Annotated in this window: 12 protein-coding genes, 1 tRNA gene and 1 pseudogene; 9 read left to right on the top strand and 5 right to left on the bottom strand. The window is 68.9% G+C overall.

Annotated features, from left to right (window positions below):
• Positions 1-96: 96 nt before the first annotated feature.
• The 3 genes from ACIP4O_RS22990 to ACIP4O_RS23000 all read left to right on the top strand — a co-directional run bounded on the left by ACIP4O_RS22990 (position 97) and on the right by ACIP4O_RS23000 (position 8,296).
• The gene (locus tag ACIP4O_RS22990; protein ID WP_401577053.1) at positions 97-6,603 is read left to right on the top strand and encodes an RHS repeat-associated core domain-containing protein; all 6,507 of its coding nucleotides are present in this window, start codon (positions 97-99) and stop codon (positions 6,601-6,603) included.
• Positions 6,590-7,099: a hypothetical protein gene (locus ACIP4O_RS22995; protein WP_401577055.1), complete on the top strand. Its 510-nt coding sequence runs from the start codon at positions 6,590-6,592 to the stop codon at positions 7,097-7,099. Before ACIP4O_RS22990 ends, ACIP4O_RS22995 begins: the two co-directional genes overlap by 14 nt.
• Positions 7,100-7,478: 379 nt before the next feature.
• Positions 7,479-8,296, top strand: a protein-coding gene (locus ACIP4O_RS23000; RefSeq protein WP_401577057.1) for an IS5 family transposase whose coding sequence is annotated in 2 segments (ribosomal slippage) — positions 7,479-7,836 and positions 7,836-8,296 — 819 coding nt in all. Because the reading frame shifts where the segments join, the coding sequence is not laid out codon by codon here.
• Between the two features lie 111 nt (positions 8,297-8,407).
• Here ACIP4O_RS23000 and ACIP4O_RS23005 read toward each other — a convergent pair.
• Complete coding sequence (locus ACIP4O_RS23005) at positions 8,408-9,256, bottom strand: SMI1/KNR4 family protein (RefSeq protein ID WP_401577059.1); 849 nt, start codon at positions 9,254-9,256, stop codon at positions 8,408-8,410.
• Between the two features lie 129 nt (positions 9,257-9,385).
• Between ACIP4O_RS23005 and ACIP4O_RS23010 the strand changes: the two genes are divergently transcribed.
• Complete coding sequence (locus ACIP4O_RS23010; RefSeq protein WP_401577061.1) at positions 9,386-10,024, top strand: histidine phosphatase family protein; 639 nt, start codon at positions 9,386-9,388, stop codon at positions 10,022-10,024.
• Positions 10,025-10,059: 35 nt separating this feature from the next.
• Here the strand turns inward: ACIP4O_RS23010 and ACIP4O_RS23015 are convergent.
• Positions 10,060-10,590, bottom strand: a pseudogene (locus tag ACIP4O_RS23015) (transporter); the annotation flags it as partial.
• A 1,168-nt stretch (positions 10,591-11,758) separates the two neighbouring features.
• On the opposite strand from ACIP4O_RS23015, the gene ACIP4O_RS23020 reads away from it, so the two are divergent.
• Together ACIP4O_RS23020 and ACIP4O_RS23025 are read left to right on the top strand one after the other, a co-directional pair.
• Positions 11,759-12,490, top strand: coding sequence for a tyrosine-type recombinase/integrase (locus ACIP4O_RS23020; protein WP_401577063.1), 732 nt, complete (start codon positions 11,759-11,761; stop codon positions 12,488-12,490).
• A 33-nt stretch (positions 12,491-12,523) separates the two neighbouring features.
• Positions 12,524-12,751 (top strand): tyrosine-type recombinase/integrase, encoded by a 228-nt coding sequence (locus ACIP4O_RS23025; RefSeq protein WP_401577298.1) that lies wholly within the window; start codon positions 12,524-12,526, stop codon positions 12,749-12,751.
• A gap of 103 nt (positions 12,752-12,854) precedes the next feature.
• Here the strand turns inward: ACIP4O_RS23025 and ACIP4O_RS23030 are convergent.
• Positions 12,855-12,928, bottom strand: a tRNA-Pro gene (locus ACIP4O_RS23030).
• Between the two features lie 80 nt (positions 12,929-13,008).
• On the opposite strand from ACIP4O_RS23030, the gene ACIP4O_RS23035 reads away from it, so the two are divergent.
• The 3 genes from ACIP4O_RS23035 (at position 13,009) to ACIP4O_RS23045 (ending at position 16,618) form a co-directional block, all read left to right on the top strand.
• Positions 13,009-13,500, top strand: coding sequence for a DUF309 domain-containing protein (locus tag ACIP4O_RS23035; RefSeq protein WP_401577065.1), 492 nt, complete (start codon positions 13,009-13,011; stop codon positions 13,498-13,500).
• A gap of 59 nt (positions 13,501-13,559) precedes the next feature.
• A complete protein-coding gene (cobF, locus tag ACIP4O_RS23040; RefSeq protein ID WP_401577067.1) occupies positions 13,560-14,375 on the top strand; it encodes a precorrin-6A synthase (deacetylating) in 816 nt (271 codons plus the stop codon).
• A gap of 119 nt (positions 14,376-14,494) precedes the next feature.
• Positions 14,495-16,618 carry an MDR family MFS transporter gene (locus ACIP4O_RS23045; protein ID WP_401577069.1) on the top strand — a complete coding sequence of 708 codons (2,124 nt, stop codon included), beginning with the start codon at positions 14,495-14,497 and terminating at the stop codon, positions 16,616-16,618.
• Positions 16,619-16,737: 119 nt separating this feature from the next.
• Here the strand turns inward: ACIP4O_RS23045 and ACIP4O_RS23050 are convergent, their stop codons facing one another.
• Both ACIP4O_RS23050 and ACIP4O_RS23055 read right to left on the bottom strand, forming a co-directional pair.
• Positions 16,738-17,103, bottom strand: a complete 366-nt coding sequence (locus tag ACIP4O_RS23050) for a hypothetical protein (RefSeq protein WP_401577071.1) — start codon at positions 17,101-17,103, stop codon at positions 16,738-16,740.
• Between the two features lie 83 nt (positions 17,104-17,186).
• Positions 17,187-18,830 (bottom strand): MDR family MFS transporter, encoded by a 1,644-nt coding sequence (locus ACIP4O_RS23055; protein WP_401577300.1) that lies wholly within the window; start codon positions 18,828-18,830, stop codon positions 17,187-17,189.
• Positions 18,831-18,849: the final 19 nt, after the last annotated feature.

Raw genomic sequence — 18,849 nt, forward strand, 5'->3', positions numbered from 1 at the left:
GGCTCTGCCGCAGTCGGCGCAGCCCGCGCCGCAAGCCCGCGTCCCGGCCCGAGGGGCCGGGCGTGTCCCACCCATATCCAGAACCAGGACATCACCATGTCTAGAGCACCTGTTCCCAGACGTGTGCCAGGGGCCGTCGTACGCCGTTGGCTCACGCGCGGAGCACTTGTCGCCTCCCTCGCACTCCTCCCACAAGTCCTGGTTCCGTCGGGCTACGACTTCGCCGCCCAGGCTCAGTCCGCGACAGCGCGCAAGAAGCTGGAGGACCGGCCCGACGCGAAGATCGACAAGGTGGGCGGCTTCGGGGCGGGCGCGTCCAGGGCTCCGAAGGACAAGGCCGCTCCGGCCGAGCGCCGTACCCGCGAGCGACTGAAGCAGGCCGCCTGGCCCGAGCCCGGCAAGGCCACCGCCGAGGTGGCCGCGTCCGGCGTGACCAGAACCACCGTCGGCGGGCTCGGCGTGCGGTTCGCGCAGGAGCCGGCGCCGGGGTCCCGGTCGAGCAAGGCGAAGGCGTCCGCGGGCAAGGACAAGGCCACCGGCCCCGCGGAGAAGGTGACCCTCGACCTCCGGTCTCAGGCGGCCGCGAAGAAGGCGGGCGTCAACGGCGTCCTGCTCACCCTCACTCCGGCCGGCGGGAGGAAGGGCAGCACCGACACCGACCGTCTGCGCGTCACCCTGGACTACTCCTCCTTCGGCGACGCCTACGGCGGCAACTTCGGCCCGCGGCTGCGCCTCGTCACCCTGCCCGCGTGCGCGCTGACGACACCGGACAAGAAGGCGTGCCGTACGCAGACCCCGGTGACGGACACGGACAACGACGCCGCCAAGCAGACGCTGAGCGGCTCCCTCCCGGCCCGCACCCTGTCCATGAACACCGCGTCCGTGCTGGCTGCGGCGGCCGACGAGGCGGGCGGTGGCAGCGACTACAGCGCCACCTCGCTGTCACCGAGCGCGACCTGGGAAGCCGGCGGCAGCTCGGGTGACTTCACCTGGAACTATCCGCTGCGCGTCCCTCCGGCGACCGCCGGACCTGCCCCGAACCTGGCGATCTCGTACAGCTCCGGCTCGGTGGACGGCCGCACGGCGGGCGAGAACAACCAGACCTCGGCCGTCGGTGAGGGATTCTCCATGACGGAGTCCTTTATCGAGCGCAAGTACGCCCCCTGCAAGGACGACGGACAGACCGGCAAGGGCGACCAGTGCTGGAAGTACGCCAACGCCACTCTCGTCCTCAACGGCAAGGCCGTCGAGCTCGTCAACGCCTGCGACGACAAGGCGGCCTGCGACACAGCCGCCAAGTCCGAGGCGAGCGGCGGCACCTGGAAGGTGAAGAACGAGGACGGCAGCCGCGTCGAGCACCTGACCGGCGCCACCGGCAACGGTGACAACAACACCGAGTACTGGAAGGTGACGGACTCCTCCGGGACCCAGTACTTCTTCGGCAAGAGCCGGATGCCCGGCTGGAGCGACAAGGGCACCGCAGCCACCACCGACGACGACCCGGTCACCAACTCCGTGTGGACCGTCCCGGTCGCCGGCGACGACGCGGGCGAGCCCTGCTACAAGTCCACCGGCTTCGGGGACACGCTGTGTGACCAGGCGTGGCGCTGGAACCTTGACTACGTCGTCGACCCGCACGGCAACGCCTCCACGTACTGGTATACCAAGGAGGCGAACTACTACTCCAAGAATGCCGACACCACCGTCGAGGGCACCCGTTACACCCGGGGCGGCCACCTCGACCGCATCGATTACGGCCTGCGCAGCGACCTGATCTACGCCAAGCCCGCCGCCCAGCAGGTTCTCTTCACCTATGCGGAACGCTGCGTCACGTCCGGTGGCTGCGACAGCCTGACGAAGGACACCAAGGCCAACTGGCCGGACGTGCCCTTCGACATGATCTGTGCTGCCGGGACCAAATGCACCACCCAGATCGGCCCGGCCTTCTTCACCCGTAAGCGCCTCACCGACATCACGACCTCGGTCTGGACGGGTACCGGTACCACCCGCCGCAGCGTGGACACGTGGCACCTGGAGCAGAGCTTCCCCGACACGGGCGACGCCTCCTCCGCGAGCCTGTGGCTGAAGTCCATCCAGAACACCGGCAAGGCCAACAGCACCGCGGCGCAGCTCCCCCCGGTCGTGTTCGGAGGCATCCAGATGCCGAACCACGTCGAGGGCAGCGGCCAGGACACCCTTCGCTACCTCAAGTGGCGGGTCCGCACCATCAAGTCGGAGAGCGGTTCGACCCTCACCGCCAACTATTCCGACCCGGACTGTGTCTGGGGCTCGGACATGCCCTCGGCCGTCGACAAGAACTCCCGTCGATGCTTCCCCGTCAAGTGGTCGCAGTCAGGGGCGACGCCCACCACCGACTGGTTCCACAAGTACGTGGTCACCTCCGTTCTCCAGGACGACCCGTACGGCCACGGTGACACCGGTCAGACGTCCTACGACTACCAGGGCGGCGCCGGCTGGGGTTACGCCGACGACGAAGGTCTGACCAAGCCGTCCAATCGCACCTGGTCCGCCTGGCGCGGCTACGGCAAGGTCGTCGAGACGGCCGGTGACTCCGAGGGCCCACGCTCGAAGAAGTCCACCCTGTACATGCGCGGCCTGAACGGGGAGAAGGAGCTCGACGGCACCGCCCGCGTGGAGAAGGTCACCGACTCCACGGGCGCCGTCATCGACGACTCCCGCCCGTACGCGGGTTTCGTGCGCGAGACGATCGTCCTCAACGGTTCGGACGAGGTCAGCGGCACCGTCAACACCCCGTGGTCGCACAAGACCGCCGGCCACACCTATAGCTGGGGCACCACCGACTCCTGGATCGTCCAGCCCGGCGAGACGTCCACCCGCACCAAGACCTCTGCCGGCACCCGCACGGTGAGGCAGAGAACGACGTACGACACCACGTACGGCATGCCGATGACAGTGGAGGACTCCGGCGACACCGCCAAGAGCGGTGACGAGACCTGCACGCGGACCACGTACGCGCGCAACACCGCGGACTGGCTGGTCAACAAGCCTAGTCGAGTCGAGGTCTACTCCGTCGGCTGCTCGGCCACGCCGTCGCTTCCCAAGGACGTCGTCTCGGACGCCACGACCGCCTACGACAACCAGGCCGTCGGCACACCCCCGACGAAGGGTGCCGTGACGTCGACGTACCGCGTCGCGAGCTACGACGCCAACAAGGCGCCGGTCTACCAGAAGGCGTCCGGGGCGACGTTCGACAAGCTGGGACGCCCGCTGACGGAGACCAACGCCCGGGGCGCCACGGTCCGCACCGCATACGTCCCTGACGACACCGGTTACGGCCCGCTGACCGCCAAGACCACCACCGACCCGATGAACTACACGGCGACCACCGTCGTCGATCCGGCGTGGGGCACCGCCACGAAAACCACCGACGCCAACAACAACCTCACCGAGTGGGCCCTCGACGCCCTCGGCAGACTGCGGTCGGTGTGGAAGCCGGACCGCTCCCGCGCACTGGGTGACGCGGCGACCCTCGTCTACGACTACAGCATCAACAACAACAAGGAGACCTGGATCCGCACCGACGCCCTCAAGGCGGACGGCAAGACCTACAACAGCTCCTACGAGATCTTCGACTCCCTGCTGCGGTCCCGCCAGACACAGGTACCCGCGCCGAACGGCGGCCGGGTCATCTCCGAGACGCTCTACGACGACCGCGGCCTGGCCGCGACCACCAACGACCAGGTCCACGACAGCACGGCGCCCACGGGTGCGCTGGCCAACACTTACCCCGGCTCGGTACCCGCCTCCACCGAGACGGTCTTCGACGCCGCTGGCCGCGCCACCGCATCGATCTTCCGCGTCTACGACCAGGAGAAGTGGCGCACCAGGACGGAGTACCAGGGCGACCGCACCGCCGTGACCGCCGCGGCCGGGGGCACCGGCACGCTGAGCATCGTCGACGCCCGCGGGCGGCTGATCGAACGCCGTGAGTATGGCGGCCCGGTCCCGTCCGGCAGCGACTACACCCGCACCCTCTTCGAGCACGACCCATCGGGCAGGCTCACCAGGATGACAGGTCCGGACAATGCCGTCTGGTCGTACGACTACGACCTGCGCGGGCGCAAGACCACCTCCACGGACCCGGACAAGGGGAAGGTCACCACCACCTACAACGACGCCGACCAACCGGTGACCACCACCACGACGCTGAACCAGACCTCCCGCACCCTGATCACCGACTACGACGATCTGGGCCGCAGGATCGGTACGTGGGACGGGGTCAAGGACGGCGCACACCAGCTGACGAAGTTCACCTACGACACCCTGGCGAAGGGACAGCCGACCGCCTCGATCCGCTACGTGGGCGGCACCACCGGCAAGATCTACTCGCAGGCCGTCACCGGCTACGACGCGCTCGGCCGCCCGAAAGGCACCAAGACCGTCATCGCGGCCAGTGACCCCCTGGTGGTCGCGGGCGCGCCGAACACCTTCGTCACCTCGACGACGTACAACAGCGACGGCACGGTGCAGTCCACCTCGATGCCGGCCGTGGCGGGACTGCCCGCGGAGACGGTCACCAACGACTACAACGAGCTCGGCCTGCTCACCGGCACCGATGGCATGACCGACTACGTGCAGAACATCGGTTACTCGCCGTACGGCGAGATCGAGGAGACCCGGCTGGGCACCTCGACAGGGGCCAAGCAACTGCAGGTCCTCAACCGGTACGAGGACGGCACACGCCGACTGTCCAACGTGCACACCGTCGACCAGACCAACTCCGGGTACACCAGCGACGTCGACTACATCTACGACGCCACCGGAAACGTCAGGTCCATCACGGACAAGGCGAACGGCAGGGACACCCAGTGCTTCGCCTACGACGGGCACCGTCGCCTCACCGAGGCATGGACCCCGTCATCCAACGACTGCGCCACCGCACGCGCGGCGAACGCGCTGGGCGGTCCCGCACCGTACTGGACGAGCTGGACCTACAAGCCAGGAGGTCTGCGGGACACACAGGTCGAGCACAAGACGGCCGGCGACACCACCACCGCGTACGGTTATCCGAACCTCGATGCGAACGGCGGCGGCCAGCCTCACTCGCTCACGTCGGTCGCGGTCGACGGCGGCCCGGCGAAGACCTTCGAGTACGACGAGCAGGGCAACACCACCAAGCGCTACGGCGCGACGGGTGCGGCGCAGAGCCTGACCTGGGACATCGAGGGTGAGCTCGTCCGGCTCACCGAGGGAACGAAGACCACGGACTACCTCTACGACGCCAACGGCGACCTCCTGATCCGCCGGGGGACCGGCACGAGCGTGCTCTACCTGTCCGGTCAGGAACTTCACTACGACACGGGGGCCAAGAAGTTCACCGCCGAACGCTTCTATCCGGCGGGTGATATCACCGCCGTGCGCAGGGAGACCGGCCTCACCTGGATGGTCGACGACCACCACGGCACCGCCTCCATGACGGTGGACGCGACGACCCAGGCCGTCACCCGCCGCTACTCGAAGCCCTTCGGCGAGAGCCGCGGCGTGGCGCCCTCGGCCTGGCCCGACGACAAGGGGTTCCTCGGCAAACCCGTCGACTCCGACACCGGCCTCGTCCACGTCGGAGCCCGCGAGTACGACCCGGCAACGGGCCGATTCCTCTCCGTCGACCCGATCCTCGTCACCGAGGACCACGAGTCGCTGAACGGCTACGCCTACGCCGACAACACCCCCGTCACCAAGACGGACCCCACCGGTCTGCGCCCGATCACGGACTGCGAGCGCGGTTGCAGCGACGGCAAGGGCGGCACATACACGGATTACATGAGCATGGGTCCAAACGGCACCTGGGTGTACCACACCACGAAGACCTACACGGTCCAGGTTCCGGGCACGACCAGCACGTACATCAGCGCGACGGTGCGGACCACCTCGGGCCGGACGACCTCCGTCGACGTCGCCGTGTACACCAAGCCCAAGCCCAAGTTCAAGAAGGGGCCGAACCCGGAACCGGAGCGCAAGCAGGGCAAGAAGGGCAAGGTGATGGATCTGTCCGCCCAGGAGCTGGTCATGCTCTGGGCAAAGGGCGGGCCGTCCGACGTGACGCTGCCTCCGGACGGTGAGTTCGTGCGGCAACTGCGCACGGAGGACCACTTCCGAGGCTTCATCCGCAAGATGCAGGGCCTGATCAAGGACGGCACCTACACCGCGAAGGGATCGTTCGACAAGTCGCACGCCGAACGCAGCAACGTCGCGAAGGCCTGGGAGGGGCTCACGGACCTCACCGGCTTCTTCACCGAGGGAATCTACGGCGGCAGCCCCGCGAGCATGGCCCTCGGGTCCTACAACCTCGACTACGAACTGCTCGGGGTCTCCTGCGAGCCGGCCCGGACTGACTCGGAGTGGGATCACGGGGCGATGGTCGGGCAGGTGCGTGTCTCCATCTCCAACACCATGACGGTAGCCTCGGCCACCCGCAGCCTTTCGGACGACGGGTACAAGAACGGAAAGTCCAACGGAGTCATGAAGGCGGGCTCCGACGCCGTCAAGCACGTCTGGCCCGACGGTCAGAAGGACATCACCGTACGGATCAACTGGATCGAGGAAGTATATGTACCGAACTAGGAGCGGACGGCGGGCGCTTCTCGCCGTCACCGTCTCCGCCTTCCTCGTCACGGGAGCCATCGGTTGCGCAGAGCAATCGGACCCCGCATCTGCTTCGAGCCCCGCGTCGGACTCCACTGCGGATTCGGCTTCCGACTCCGTTCCGAGCGAAGGGCAGATCATCGGCTCGTGGAAGAACAAGGGCGGTGACTGGATCACTTTCCGCAAGGGAGGCAGAGGGACCATCTCGGACGGGGCGCAGCTCCAGCTGAGTGAACTGATGGAGAAGGCCGACACGAAGCCAGAATGCACATTCTCCTGGGGAATCGACACTGTGCCCGCGGGTGGAGACACCTGGGTGTCCGTCAACTTCGCGGCGGGAGAGTGCGGGCCGACACCGGGAGAATTCGGCCTGTACTACTACCGCATGGAGAAAACCGGCGAATTGCGGCTTTCTCCGGCCGTGGAGTTCCCGAAAGCGGATGAGATCTACGCTCGCTCGGGAACAGACGGGTAGGGATTGACCCAGGCTTTCGGCCCAGTCCGCGGGGAGGCGAGAACATCGCGCCTCCCCGCGGTGCCGTTGACGGCCGCATCGTGTCCGTCCGCGTATCGCCGGAGGGCCTGGCAACCGTTCACTGCCCATCCGGAAGGCAGCGTCCAGAAGTGGCTGCCTCCCGCCCGGACCCAGTTCCGAAGGTCTCGGGATTGATCCCCAGATTGGCGGCGAGCTGCCGGATCGTCGCCTCGGGACGCGTCTGGTACAGCGTTCGCCCTCCGGAACCACCCGGGAAGTCAGAACCCTGTATACATCCAGCACCGAATTTCTGGTGAGCTGAACGTCTCTAAGAGGTTGTCTCACGTGGTGTGAGGGTGGTGCGGCATGATGTCGGCTTGTGGGTGCTGATCTTTCGAGTCGGCTGGTGCCGGACGGGTTGCGGGAGCTGACCGCTACGTTGTTGCCGGGGTTCAAGTCTCGGCCGCAGGGCGGGGGGACTGCTCCGGTGGACGAGCGGGCGGTGTTCGCCGCTGTGGTGTACGTGCTGACCAGTGGGTGTGCCTGGCAGATGTTGCCGGGTGACTTCGGGGTTTCGCCGGCCACCGCCCACCGCCGTTTCACGGCCTGGACCGAGGCGGGGGTATGGCGGCGGCTGCACCGGGTGGTGCTGGACGAGCTCGGCGCCCGGGGCGAGATCGACTGGACCTCGGCCATCGTGGACGCGGCGAGCGTGCGCGCGAAAAAGGGGGCTCGCTGACCGGCCCGAACCCGGTCGACCGGGGCAAGAAGGGCAGCAAGCTGCATGTCCTGTCCGACGCCCGAGGTCTTCCGCTGGCCGTCGCCGCATCCGGCGCGAACGTCCACGACACCAACGCCCTGCGCCCGTTGATCAACGGCATACCCGCAGTCCCCTCCCGACGCGGACCCCGCCGGCGCAAACCGGCAAAGCTCCGGGCCGACAAGGCGTACCACTCCGCCGCACACCGCCGGTGGCTCCAAGGCCGCGGCATCGTCCCGCGCATCGCCCGACCCGGCATCGAAACCGGCGAACGCCTGGGCCGACACCGCTGGAAGATCGAGCGCACCATCGCCTGGCTCTTCGGCTACCGCCGCCTCACCGTCCGCTACGAACGGAAGGGAGGTCACTTCCTCGCCTTCCTCGGCCTCGCGGCCGCCCTGACCTGCTACAAGAAACTCGCGAAACTTGCCATGTGAGATGAGCTCTTAGAGCTCGTAACAGGATCATGGGCAGGGCTCCCCAACGACGGGTCACGCCCAGGGCGGGCCTGAACTGGACCGCTGGCGCTGGAGGCGAGCGGCTCCAGGTCAGGTCATGGCCCAAGCTTCGCCACGCCAGGCGGGCAATTCCTCGTCCAGCCATTCCTCGACGGTCCGCCGCCAGGGATCCGAGGTGTCACTGTCGGCGACCTCTGCCCAGGTGTCCTGCGCCGTGTCGGGGTCGACGAAGAGGCTGTCGAGGTAGGCGTCGAAGGTGTCAGCAACCTTCGTGAAGACGTGGTTGCCCAGGTACCCGGGCCAGGTGATGGCGTGCACGAAGGCATGGAGTTGGCCTTGAGTAGCCGGGTTCAGGTCGAGGAAGAGGATGTCGTTGCCGCCGTTGCGGGCTATCGGCAGCAGGCCGGTCAGCGGCACGTTCTCAGCAAGCCACCCGTCGCGACTGCGCCGGTACTCACCCAGGAGAGTGCCCCAGCCGTACTCGTCGGCGTCGTCACGTCCCAGCTGGTAGAGGTTGTCGAAGCTCTGTACCGGTTCTGGGTCGCAAGCCGGGAGGCGGATCGAGTAGTCCAGCATCTCCCCGCCGGCGGATTCCAGGAACGAGCGGTATGCGGGTGGCAGGGGCAGTCCGATCTCCCGCTCGAGTGCAGCACACTCGCCGGAGTCGAGTGGATTGAACGGACCGCCCACCATGCGGCCCCTATACCAGCGCGCGAGTTCCTCTGACACACACGGATTGTCCCACCTGGCCCCGGCGCCGGGAGCTGGTCTCGGGGCGTCTACAGCAGATCTGCAGGCGAGGGAGACGAAGGCGTCGTGGAGTTCGGTGCAGCGCTCCCAGCGGACGGCGAGACGCTTGAACTGGTCGAGAAGTGCGAAGGTCTGCTGCATCAGTTCAAACGCCTTGCCGTGCGATGGGAGCGTCGCCTCGAACTCCATGACGTCTTCCTGTCGTTGGCCTGCAGTCTGATCTGCTGGAGGCGGCTCAAGAAGGCACGGTCGTGATCGCGTCCGGCTAAGGTGGCGGGCCGTGCTCAGGGACGCTGTTCACCGAAGGGGAGGCTTTAGGTGCGTACTCTTTACGTCGTCGCCCACCCAGAAGCGACGCACCACGTCGAAGGAGTCGTCGGCGGGTGGTACGACTCGCGCCTGACGCCTGTCGGCGTTCGTGCGGCGGTCTCCATCGCCCAAGCTCTCCGGGCTCAGATCCCGGACGGCGCCGAGGTGGAGCTGTTCTCCTCGGACTTGCAGCGCACGCGACAAACCGCCGAGACAGTGGGCGCGCTCTTCGACGTAAAGCTGACCCTTGATCGCCGGCTGCGGGAGAAGTCCTACGGCGAAGCAGGCGGCCGGCCGCAAGAGTGGCTAGACCGGCGCTTCATCCCACCGCCGGCGGCCGGGGAGCGGATGGACCATGACGAGGGCGTGAAGGGCGCTGAGACGAAGGCGCAGTGGGTACAGCGGATCTACGCAGCCATGGACGAGATCCTGCAGCGTCCCTGTGAACACCAGATCATCGTGACGCACGGCGGCTCGCTGACCTTCGTCGTGGCGTCCTGGATCAAGATGCCGATCGAGTCGGCCGACTACGCCAGTTTCCGGGGCCCCTCCGGCAGCATCACCACGCTGCGCGAGGACGATTTCTTCCACACCCGCCAAGTCGTCAGCCTCGGTGACACTCGCCATCTCGATGCCGCGCAACGCTGAATCCGTACCTCGGCCACATCCGACCGGGTCCGCTCAGGGATGCTGGCCGCCGCCGCAGCGGGGAGCTGGCGCCGTGTACGGCGAGCGCTCCGCGTGCCGCCGCTCACGGAGGCGACGGTCTCCAGCCCGAGCAGGTCGCTGCCGAAGACCCGGTAGCGGACCAGGTCGATCGAGCGACGGTGCTCGCTCACGGCGTGGACGTCGTAGCAGGTGAAGTCACCGGCGACGCAGATCAGGCGGGGGCCGCTCCACAGGACCTGGGACGCGGCCGTCGCCCCGAGCCGGTCGTGGACCAGGTGCTCGACCTCGGCACGGTGGTCCATCAGCCAGGCCAGGTAGAACAGACCCTGGTTGATCACGCCGGCATCGGTACCGCGCTTGTACTCAATGATGACCGGCGCCCCGTTCTCGTCCAGCCCGAGCGAATCGATCCGCCCTCCGTGCACCGGCCCGGTGCTGTACTCGCTCGCCAGGAACCGGACGCCGAGCAGCTTCTCCATGTGCGCCTCGACGACCGTCTGAACGTCGGCCTCGTACTCGGCGAGTCGCGAGACGACCTCGGTCACACCCTCATCCGTCGTGTGGAACAGTCTCAGTCCGCACCTCCCCCTTCGCCGCTAGGAAGAGATCAACATCGGACACGTGCGCGATTATTTCCTCGCACGCCTCGCCGGTTGTGAAGACGGTGTGAGATCCTGCTCCCGGCTCGGCCGGGACACATGTGCCCCACGAGCCCTGGGAACCTAAGATTCCCATTGTGTCACCACGCCCTGGGGATACAGCCCGAGGATCCTGCGTTTTCGCAGGTCAGCCCCCGTAGCTCAGTGGATAGAGCAGGCGCCTTCTAAGCGCTTCTGCTGTCCGCCACCGCCTCGGGCCCACGCCAGCGGCGACTTCGCCCCAAGCACGGACCCGGCAACGGAGACATCCTCTCGTCAAGCCGCAGGAAGGGCGTCGTCTCCCTCTGCCGGCCCGCAGAGTAAGGGAATAGCGCCGGTTAGCCCAACCGGCCTTTCCGTGGACGCTTGTTCTCCCATGTCCGCTCCCGAGCACGATCACGGGGCCCGACCCACCGGAAAGCTCACCGGCACACGATCCACGACACAGTGCGGGCTTCCCGCGGTTAGGGCTCTCAAAGGCTGGATTAGGCTCCGTCACTCTCGCGTGCTCCGCGCCCCAGGAGAATCGCCCCACTTGCCCGTTGAACCAATATCACCACACACCGGAGCGGGACAGGAACACCAGCATGAGATCGTTCCTGAGACCTCTCCTCACCAGCCCGAGGCCGCGCCCACAGGACCCGCAGCGCTCTTGGCGCATCCCTGGTACTCAACCAGCGACCTCGCCTCCTGGCTGCGGGTGAACGCGTCGACCCTGCGTCGCTGGCGCACCGCAACGCCTCCTAGGGCCCGCCCTTCGTCACGATCTCCGAGCGCGTCACCCTCTACAGCGCCCTGGACGTGGTGGCCTGGCTGCGAAAGCGGCGCACCGTCCCCGCGAAGGGGATCAGTGGCCGATAGGACCAGCCTTCCCGCTGGCGTCCGGATATCCACCGACATCGAGCATCGCCCTGACCGCCCCGCCCCCTACCGTGCACGCGTCCGCTGGCACGACCCGGTCACCAAACGGCGCCTTTCCCTCTCCGAGGGCAAAGACTCCGAGGACGAGGCGAAAGAATGGCTTCAGGCGATAGCCGAGGCCGCTGAAGCAGGACTGAGCCCGACGGTCGCCACCATGAAACTCGCCGACTACGGCGCGACCAACATGGATCTCGCGCTGCGCGGCCTTGAGTTGAAGACCCGCGACCCCTACCTCGCCGGCTGGCGCACCCGCGTGACCCCCACCCTGGGGCACCTCGCCGTACGGACCATCACGAACGGCGTCGTCGACCGCGCCGTGCAGGGCTGGATCGCCGACGGGCACAGCCGCTCGACCATGAAGAACACCATCGCCGTCCTGGTCCGCGTCATGGAACAGGCCGTCCGCGACAACGTCATCAAGGTCAACCCCGCCCGGGTGACCGGCTGGCAGAAGCTCTACAAGCAGGCCGAGGACGAACTCCTCGACCCCCGCGCACTGGCCCTGCCCGACTGGGAGACACTCGTCGCGCTCGCCGACGCCCTCGTGGCCGCCTCCCACGGCCACTACCAGGGCTGGGGCGAGGTCGTCCTCTTCGCCGCCTGCACCGCCGCCCGCATCGGCGAGGTCGCCGGCTGCCGCATCAGCGACATCGACACCACGCAATGGATCTGGACCGTCCGGCGACAAACCACCCCCGCACCTGGCGGCCTCACCGACAAAGGCACCAAGGGCAAACGCGCCCGCTTCGTACCCATCGTCGAGGAGATCCGCCCCCTCGTCGCCCAACGCATCCTCGCCGCCGGCCCCGACCCCGACGCCCGCCTCTTCACCGGCCCCCGAGGAGGCCGCATCTCCACCGCCGTGCTGCGCGACGCCACCCACTAGGACGAGGTCGTCACCAAGCTCGGCTACGAACACCTGCGCCGCCACGACCTCCGCCACACCGGACTCACCTGGTTCGCCGACGCCGGCACCCCGGTCCACATCCTGCGCCGCATCGCCGGCCACGGCTCCCTCAACACCACCCAGCGCTACCTGCACCCCGACGTCCACAAGATCACCGCCGCCGGGGCCGCGCTCTCCGCCCACCTCACCGCCATCCGCGCCCCGCATCCCCTCCCCCACCCCATCGCCATGACCCGCTGAAACACCGGTCAAGCGAGCCCTGGTCCCCAGCTGGTCCCCAAGAACGACTCAGGGCCGGTATCGAATACCTCCGATACCGGCCCTGAGCTGCGACTTCGTAAAGTCGGGACGACAGGATTTGAACCTGCGACCCCTTGACCCCCAGTCAAGTGCGCTACCAAGCTGCGCCACGTCCCGAATGCCCGGTCGAGGTGTTCCCCGCGCCGTGCGAGAAGTACATTACCGCACGTCCGGGGGGCGTGTGACACGGAGGGAGTGTGGGGGTCTTGGGTGAGCGGGACCGGGACGCGGAGGGGCGGGCGCGGAGTGCGCGGCCCCGGGACGGGCTGGGGCGGCCGCTTCGGTACGGGGACCCCGGCGGGGTGGCGAGGCAGCCCGAGGGGGTGGTGCGGGCGGGGGCGGAGACCGTGCGGGAGGCGCAGGCGCTGCTCGATGCCGGGCGGCCGTTTCACGCGCACGAGGTCTTCGAGGACGCCTGGAAGAGCGGGCCCGACGGTGAGCGGGCGCTGTGGCGGGCGCTGGCTCAGCTCGCCGTGGGGCTGACGCACGCGGCGCGCAGGAACGGGCGGGGCGGGGCCCGGCTGCTGCTGCGCGGCGCGGCCGGGCTGGAAGGGTGCCGGGGCGGGTACGGGCTCGATCTGCCCGGGCTCGTCGGCTGGGCCGAGGCGCTCGCGGGGCGCCTGGACGCGGCCGTACGGGACGGGGACGGCGTGGACCCGGTGGCGGAGGCACCCCGGCTGCGCGGCTGAGCGGGCGGGCCCGTACCCCGGCACGAGGCCCCCGCTTCCCCATGCGGCAGACTCCTCCCGTGCGAACCATTCACGTCATCGGGATCGGAGCGGGTGACCCGCGGCAGCTCACGCTGGAGGCGGTCGAGGCCATGCGGGACACCGAGGTGTTCTTCGTGCTCGACAAGGGCGAGGAGAAGTCCGACCTCACGGCGCTGCGGTACGGGATGCTCGACGCGCATCTGCCGGACCCCGGCGCGTACCGCGTGGTGAGCGTGCCCGATCCGGAGCGGGACAGGGACCGGGGGGCCGGGCGGGAGCGGTACGCGCGGGCCGTGGACGAGTGGCGGGCCGCGCGGGCCGCGCTCTTCGGCCGTCTCTTCCGCTCCGAACTCGGCGAGGACGGGGTCGGGGCGCTGCTCGTCTGGGGCGATCCCGCGCTGTACGACTCGACGCTCGGGATGCTCGCCGAGGTGCGGGCGGCCGGGATCGACTTCGCGACCACCGTCGTGCCCGGTGTCACCGCTCCCGCCACGCTCGCGGCGCGGCACCGTACCGCCTTGAACCGGATCGGCGGCGCCGTGCAGATCACCACCGGGCGACGGCTCGCCGAAGGCTTTCCCGAGGAGGCCGACGACGTCATCGTCATGCTCGACGCGCACACGCGCTTCGCCGCGTACGCCGAGCGCGAGGACCTGGACATCTACTGGGGCGCCTACCTCGGCACCCCGGACGAGCTGCTCGTCTCCGGGCCGCTCCGCGAGGTGTCGGCGCCGCTGGTGCGGCTGCGCGAGGAGGCGCGGGCGCGCAAGGGCTGGATCATGGACACGTATCTGCTGCGCCGTCACCGCGACGCGGGCGCCGAGCGCGCGCCGGTGGTCCTGCCGGGGAGCTGATCCCGCGGCGCACGCCCCAGCCCCCTTTCGCCCCGCCGCGCTCCCGGCTTCCCGCGCCCGCCGCCCCTTCCGGGTGTCCACCTCGTGCGGCGTGTGCGGCGCGGTGTGAGCCTGGCAGGGTGACGACCGCTCCCGAGAAGGCCCCCACCACTCCGCAGCCGCCGGTGCTCGACAAACGCCGCCGCAACATCGTCTTCGCGACGATCACGCTCGGCATCCTGCTCGCCGCACTGGACCAGACGATCGTGGGCACCGCGCTGCCGACGATCGTGGCCGACCTCGGCGGCGGCGAGCACATGTCCTGGGTGGTCACCTCGTACCTGCTCGCCGAGACGGTCTCGACCGTGCTCGTGGGCAAGTTCGGTGACCTCTTCGGGCGCAAGGTCGTCTTCCAGATCTCGGCGATCGTGTTCATCACGGGCTCGTTCCTGTGCGGCCTCGCCTCGGACATGCTCCTGCTCATCATGTGGCGCGCGCTCCAGGGCATCGGCGCGGGCGGGCTCATGGTGACGGCGATGGCGCTCATCGCCGACGTCATCCCGTTGCGCGAGCGCGGCAAGTACCAGGGCGCGATCGGGGCCGTGTTCGGGGTCTCGACGGTCGTGGGGCCGCTGCTCGGCGGGGTCTTCACGGACCATCTGACCTGGCGCTGGGCCTTCTACATCAACGTGCCGATCGCGATCGTCGTGGTGATCGCCGCCGCGCGCACGATCCCCTCGGTGCGCTCGGGCGTCAAGCCGGCGATCGACTACCTCGGCATCGCGCTCGTCGCGGTCGGGGCGAGCGCGCTGATCCTGGCGACGAGTTGGGGCGGCAATCAGTACGCGTGGGGTTCGGGGGTCATCATCGGGCTCTTCGTGGCCGGGATCGCCGGTCTCGGGCTCTTCTGCTTCGTCGAGACGCGGGCCCGGCAGCCGATGCTGCCCATGCGGCTCTTCCGCAATCCGGTCTTCGCCGTGTGCGCGATCCTGAGCTTCGTGGTGGGCTTCGCGATGCTCGGCGCGCTCACCTTCCTGCCCACGTACCTCCAGTACGTGGACGGGGACTCCGCGACGATCTCCGGCGTCCGCACCCTGCCCATGGTGATCGGCCTGTTGATCGCCTCGATCTTCAGCGGCAACGTGGTGAGCAAGACCGGTCATTACCGGATCTTCCCGATCGTCGGGACGCTCGTGATGGGGCTCGGGCTCTTCCTCCTGTCCCGCATGGACAACCACTCGGGGGCGTGGCGCGAGTCCCTGTACATGTTCGTGCTCGGGGTCGGCATCGGGCTCTCGATGCAGGTCCTGACGATCGCGGTGCAGAACACCGTGGTCTACTCGGACCTCGGCGCGGCGACCTCCGGCGTCACCTTCTTCCGCACCCTCGGCAGTTCCTTCGGCACGGCCGTCTTCGGGACCATCTACGCCAACGCGCTCACGCCGAGACTGCGTACGGGGGTGGGCGAGGGGGCGCGCGCGGCGGGGCTGGACCCTGTCGCGGTGGGGCGCGCGGCGGGAAGCCCGGAAGGCGTCCACAGGCTGCCGGCGGGGGCGCGCGGGCCGGTCGTGCACGCGTACGCGGAGTCGCTCCAGACGGTGTTCCTGTGGACAGTGCCGGTCGCGGTCTTCGGTTTCCTGGTGGCGCTGTTCCTGAAGCAGGTGAAGCTCAACGACCCGGCGCGCAGCGGTTCGACCGATCTCGGCGAGGGTTTCCAGGCCCCGGCGGTACGCGCTTCGCGGGAGGTGCTGGAACTCGCGGTCGCACGGATCATGCTGAAGACCCCCAAGGACACCGGGCGGCGGCTCGTGGCCGCGTCGGACACGCGGCTCGACATCGCGGGGGCGTGGGCGGTCATGCAGATCTACCTGTTCACGCGGCTCGTGGGCGTCGCGAGCATCGGCGTCATCGCCTCCCGCCACCGGCTGCCGCCCGAGGTCCTCGTCCCGGTCTTCGACCGCATGGTGGAGGAGGGGTACGTGACGCGCCACGGCTCCGTCCTCTCGCACACCCCGGCGGGCGAACGCGAGAGCGCCCTCATCACGGGGGCCTGGTCGGAGTGGCTCCGCGACCAGTTGGAGGGCATGGAGGAGCCGGTACGCGAAGGCTCCCCGACCGGCGCGACGCTGAAACGGCCGGACGACGCGGAGGTGCGGGCGGCCCTGGACGCGATCACGAAGCGGTTGCTGGCGGAGGATCTGGCGGAGGGCGGGATGGGGTCGCCGGTGGCGGCCAGGAGGCTGAGCCCCTCCGGGGCGGGCTGACGTCTCCGCGGGGGCGGCCCGTTCGGGGGCTCCACCTCCGCGCCCCCCTCCTCGAACGCCGGAGGGGCTGGTGCGTGTCCACCGCCGGAGGGGCTGATGTGCGCCCTGAAGCTGGGCTGTCAGCCTCGGCGGGCCTCCACCTCCAGAGCCAGTTCCCTCAGGACGTCCGCCGAGCTGATGTCCCCCCGGCCCTCGTCGTGCACTTCCGCCAGCTCCGACCAGGCGAAGACGAAGCCCGCCGCCAGCCGCGTCAGCGCGTGGCTCATCTGGTCCCCGATCACCGCCCCGAGGTCGGAGACGGCCGTACCCTCGGGGATCTCGACGGCCGGCAGCACCTCCTTGACGAGGTCGCCGACGAGCCCGAGCCTGCTGAGGTCGTCTTCCTCGTCCTCCGTGCCCTCCTCGGCCCGCATCCACTCGGCCGACGCGGTGAGGAGGCTGATGATGCGGAGGATGATGTCGCGCTGTTGCTCGTCGTACTCCATGCCGCCGAGGCTAGTACGCCGCACCCGCGCGACCGCCCCACCCCGCACGGACGGGGTGGGGCGGCACACGCCTGCGGTGCGGCTCAGTCGCGGGGCGCGCCCGGGCCCGTACCGCTGCCGGAGGTCTCCTTGCCGAGCGCGACGGCGTCACGCGGGGCCGGGATCTCGCCGGAGCCCGCGGAGTCGGGGCCCTTGACCTCGGGGGCCGCCGGGCCGCCCTCGGCGGCGAGGCGCTCCATGCCGCTCGTGGTCTTGAGCGGCTTCTCCTTGATGAAGACGACCGCGATGATCGCGAGGAAGGCGAAGGGCGTCGCGACGAGGAAGAGGTCACCGGTGGCGACGCCGTACGCGTGCTCGACGATCTCCTTGACCTGCGGCGGGAGCTTCGTCATATCGGGTACGGAGCCGCCGCCGCCCTCGCCCGCGGGGATGCCCGCGTCCTTGAAGCCCTTGGTCAGCTCGGTGCCGACGCGGTTGGCGAGGACCGCTCCGAGGACGCTCGTGCCGATCGTGCCGCCGAGGGAGCGGAAGAAGGAGAGCACCGAGGTGGCGGCGCCGAGTTCGTGCGCGTCCACGTCGTTCTGCGCGGCGAGCACGAGGTTCTGCATCAGCATGCCGACGCCGAGGCCCATGACGCCCATGTAGACGCTGAGCAGCCCGAAGTGGGTGTCGGAGCCGATGGTCGAGAGCATCCCGAGGCCGGCGGTCATGACGATCGCGCCCGCGACGAGGTAGATCTTCCACTTGCCCGTGGCGGAGATGATCTGCCCGGCCACGGTCGACGAGACGAGCAGGCCGAAGATCATCGGCAGGCTCATGAGCCCGGCGACGGTGGGCGATTTGCCGAGCGAGACCTGGAAGTACTGCGAGAGGAAGACGGTCCCCGCGAACATCGCGATACCGACGAGGAAGCTCGCCACCGTCGTGAGCGTGACGGTGCGGTTGCGGAAGATGCCGAGCGGGATGATCGGCTCCTTGGCGCGCGTCTCGACCCAGACGGCGAGCCCGAGCAGGACGACGCCGAGGCCGACCAGGAGCCCGGTCTCGGTCGAGGCCCAGTCGAACTTGTCGCCCGCGAGCGAGGTCCAGATCAGCAGGTCGCAGACGCCCGCGACGATGAGGAAGGCACCGAGCCAGTCGATGCGGACCTCGCGGCGGATCGTGGGCAGCTTCAGGGTGCGCTGGAGCAGGACGATCCCGGCGAGCGCGAAGGGCACACCGATGAAGAAGCACCAGCGCCAGCCGAGCCAGGAGGTGTCCACGAGGACGCCGCCCACGAGCGGGCCCGCGACGGTGCCGACCGCGAAGACGGCGCCGAAGATGCCCGCGTACTTGCCGAGGCGGCGCGGCGGGATGATCGCGGCCATGACGACCTGGGCGAGGGCGGTGAGGCCACCGCCGCCGATGCCCTGGAGGACGCGGCTGATGATCAGCGTCACGACGTCCTGCGAGAAGCCCGCGACGAGCGAGCCGAGGACGAAGAGGCCGAGCGAGAGCTGGAGGAGCAGCTTCTGGTTGAAGAGGTCGGCCAGCTTGCCCCACAGCGGCACCGTCGCGGTCATCGCGAGGAGTTCGGAGGTGACGACCCAGGTGTACGAGGACTGGCTCGCGCCGAGGTCGGCGATGATGCGGGGCAGTGCGTTGGCGACGACGGTGCCCGCGAGGATGGCGACGAACATACCCGCCATCAGGCCCGACATCGCCTGGAGTATCTGACGGTTGGTCATGGAGGTCGGCGACGGCGCG

This window comes from Streptomyces sp. NPDC088923, assembly GCF_044749745.1.
GTDB lineage: Bacteria > Actinomycetota > Actinomycetes > Streptomycetales > Streptomycetaceae > Streptomyces.

What these genes read in the sequence shown, in the direction of transcription:
- ACIP4O_RS22990 (WP_401577053.1), top strand. Translation starts at nt 97, where the DNA reads ATGTCTAGAGCACCTGTTCCCAGACGTGTGCCAGGGGCCGTCGTACGC.
- ACIP4O_RS22995 (WP_401577055.1), top strand. Translation starts at nt 6,590, where the DNA reads ATGTACCGAACTAGGAGCGGACGGCGGGCGCTTCTCGCCGTCACCGTC.
- ACIP4O_RS23005 (WP_401577059.1), bottom strand. Translation starts at nt 9,256, where the DNA reads ATGGAGTTCGAGGCGACGCTCCCATCGCACGGCAAGGCGTTTGAACTG.
- ACIP4O_RS23020 (WP_401577063.1), top strand. Translation starts at nt 11,759, where the DNA reads ATGAAACTCGCCGACTACGGCGCGACCAACATGGATCTCGCGCTGCGC.
- ACIP4O_RS23050 (WP_401577071.1), bottom strand. Translation starts at nt 17,103, where the DNA reads ATGGAGTACGACGAGCAACAGCGCGACATCATCCTCCGCATCATCAGC.
- ACIP4O_RS23055 (WP_401577300.1), bottom strand. Translation starts at nt 18,830, where the DNA reads ATGACCAACCGTCAGATACTCCAGGCGATGTCGGGCCTGATGGCGGGT.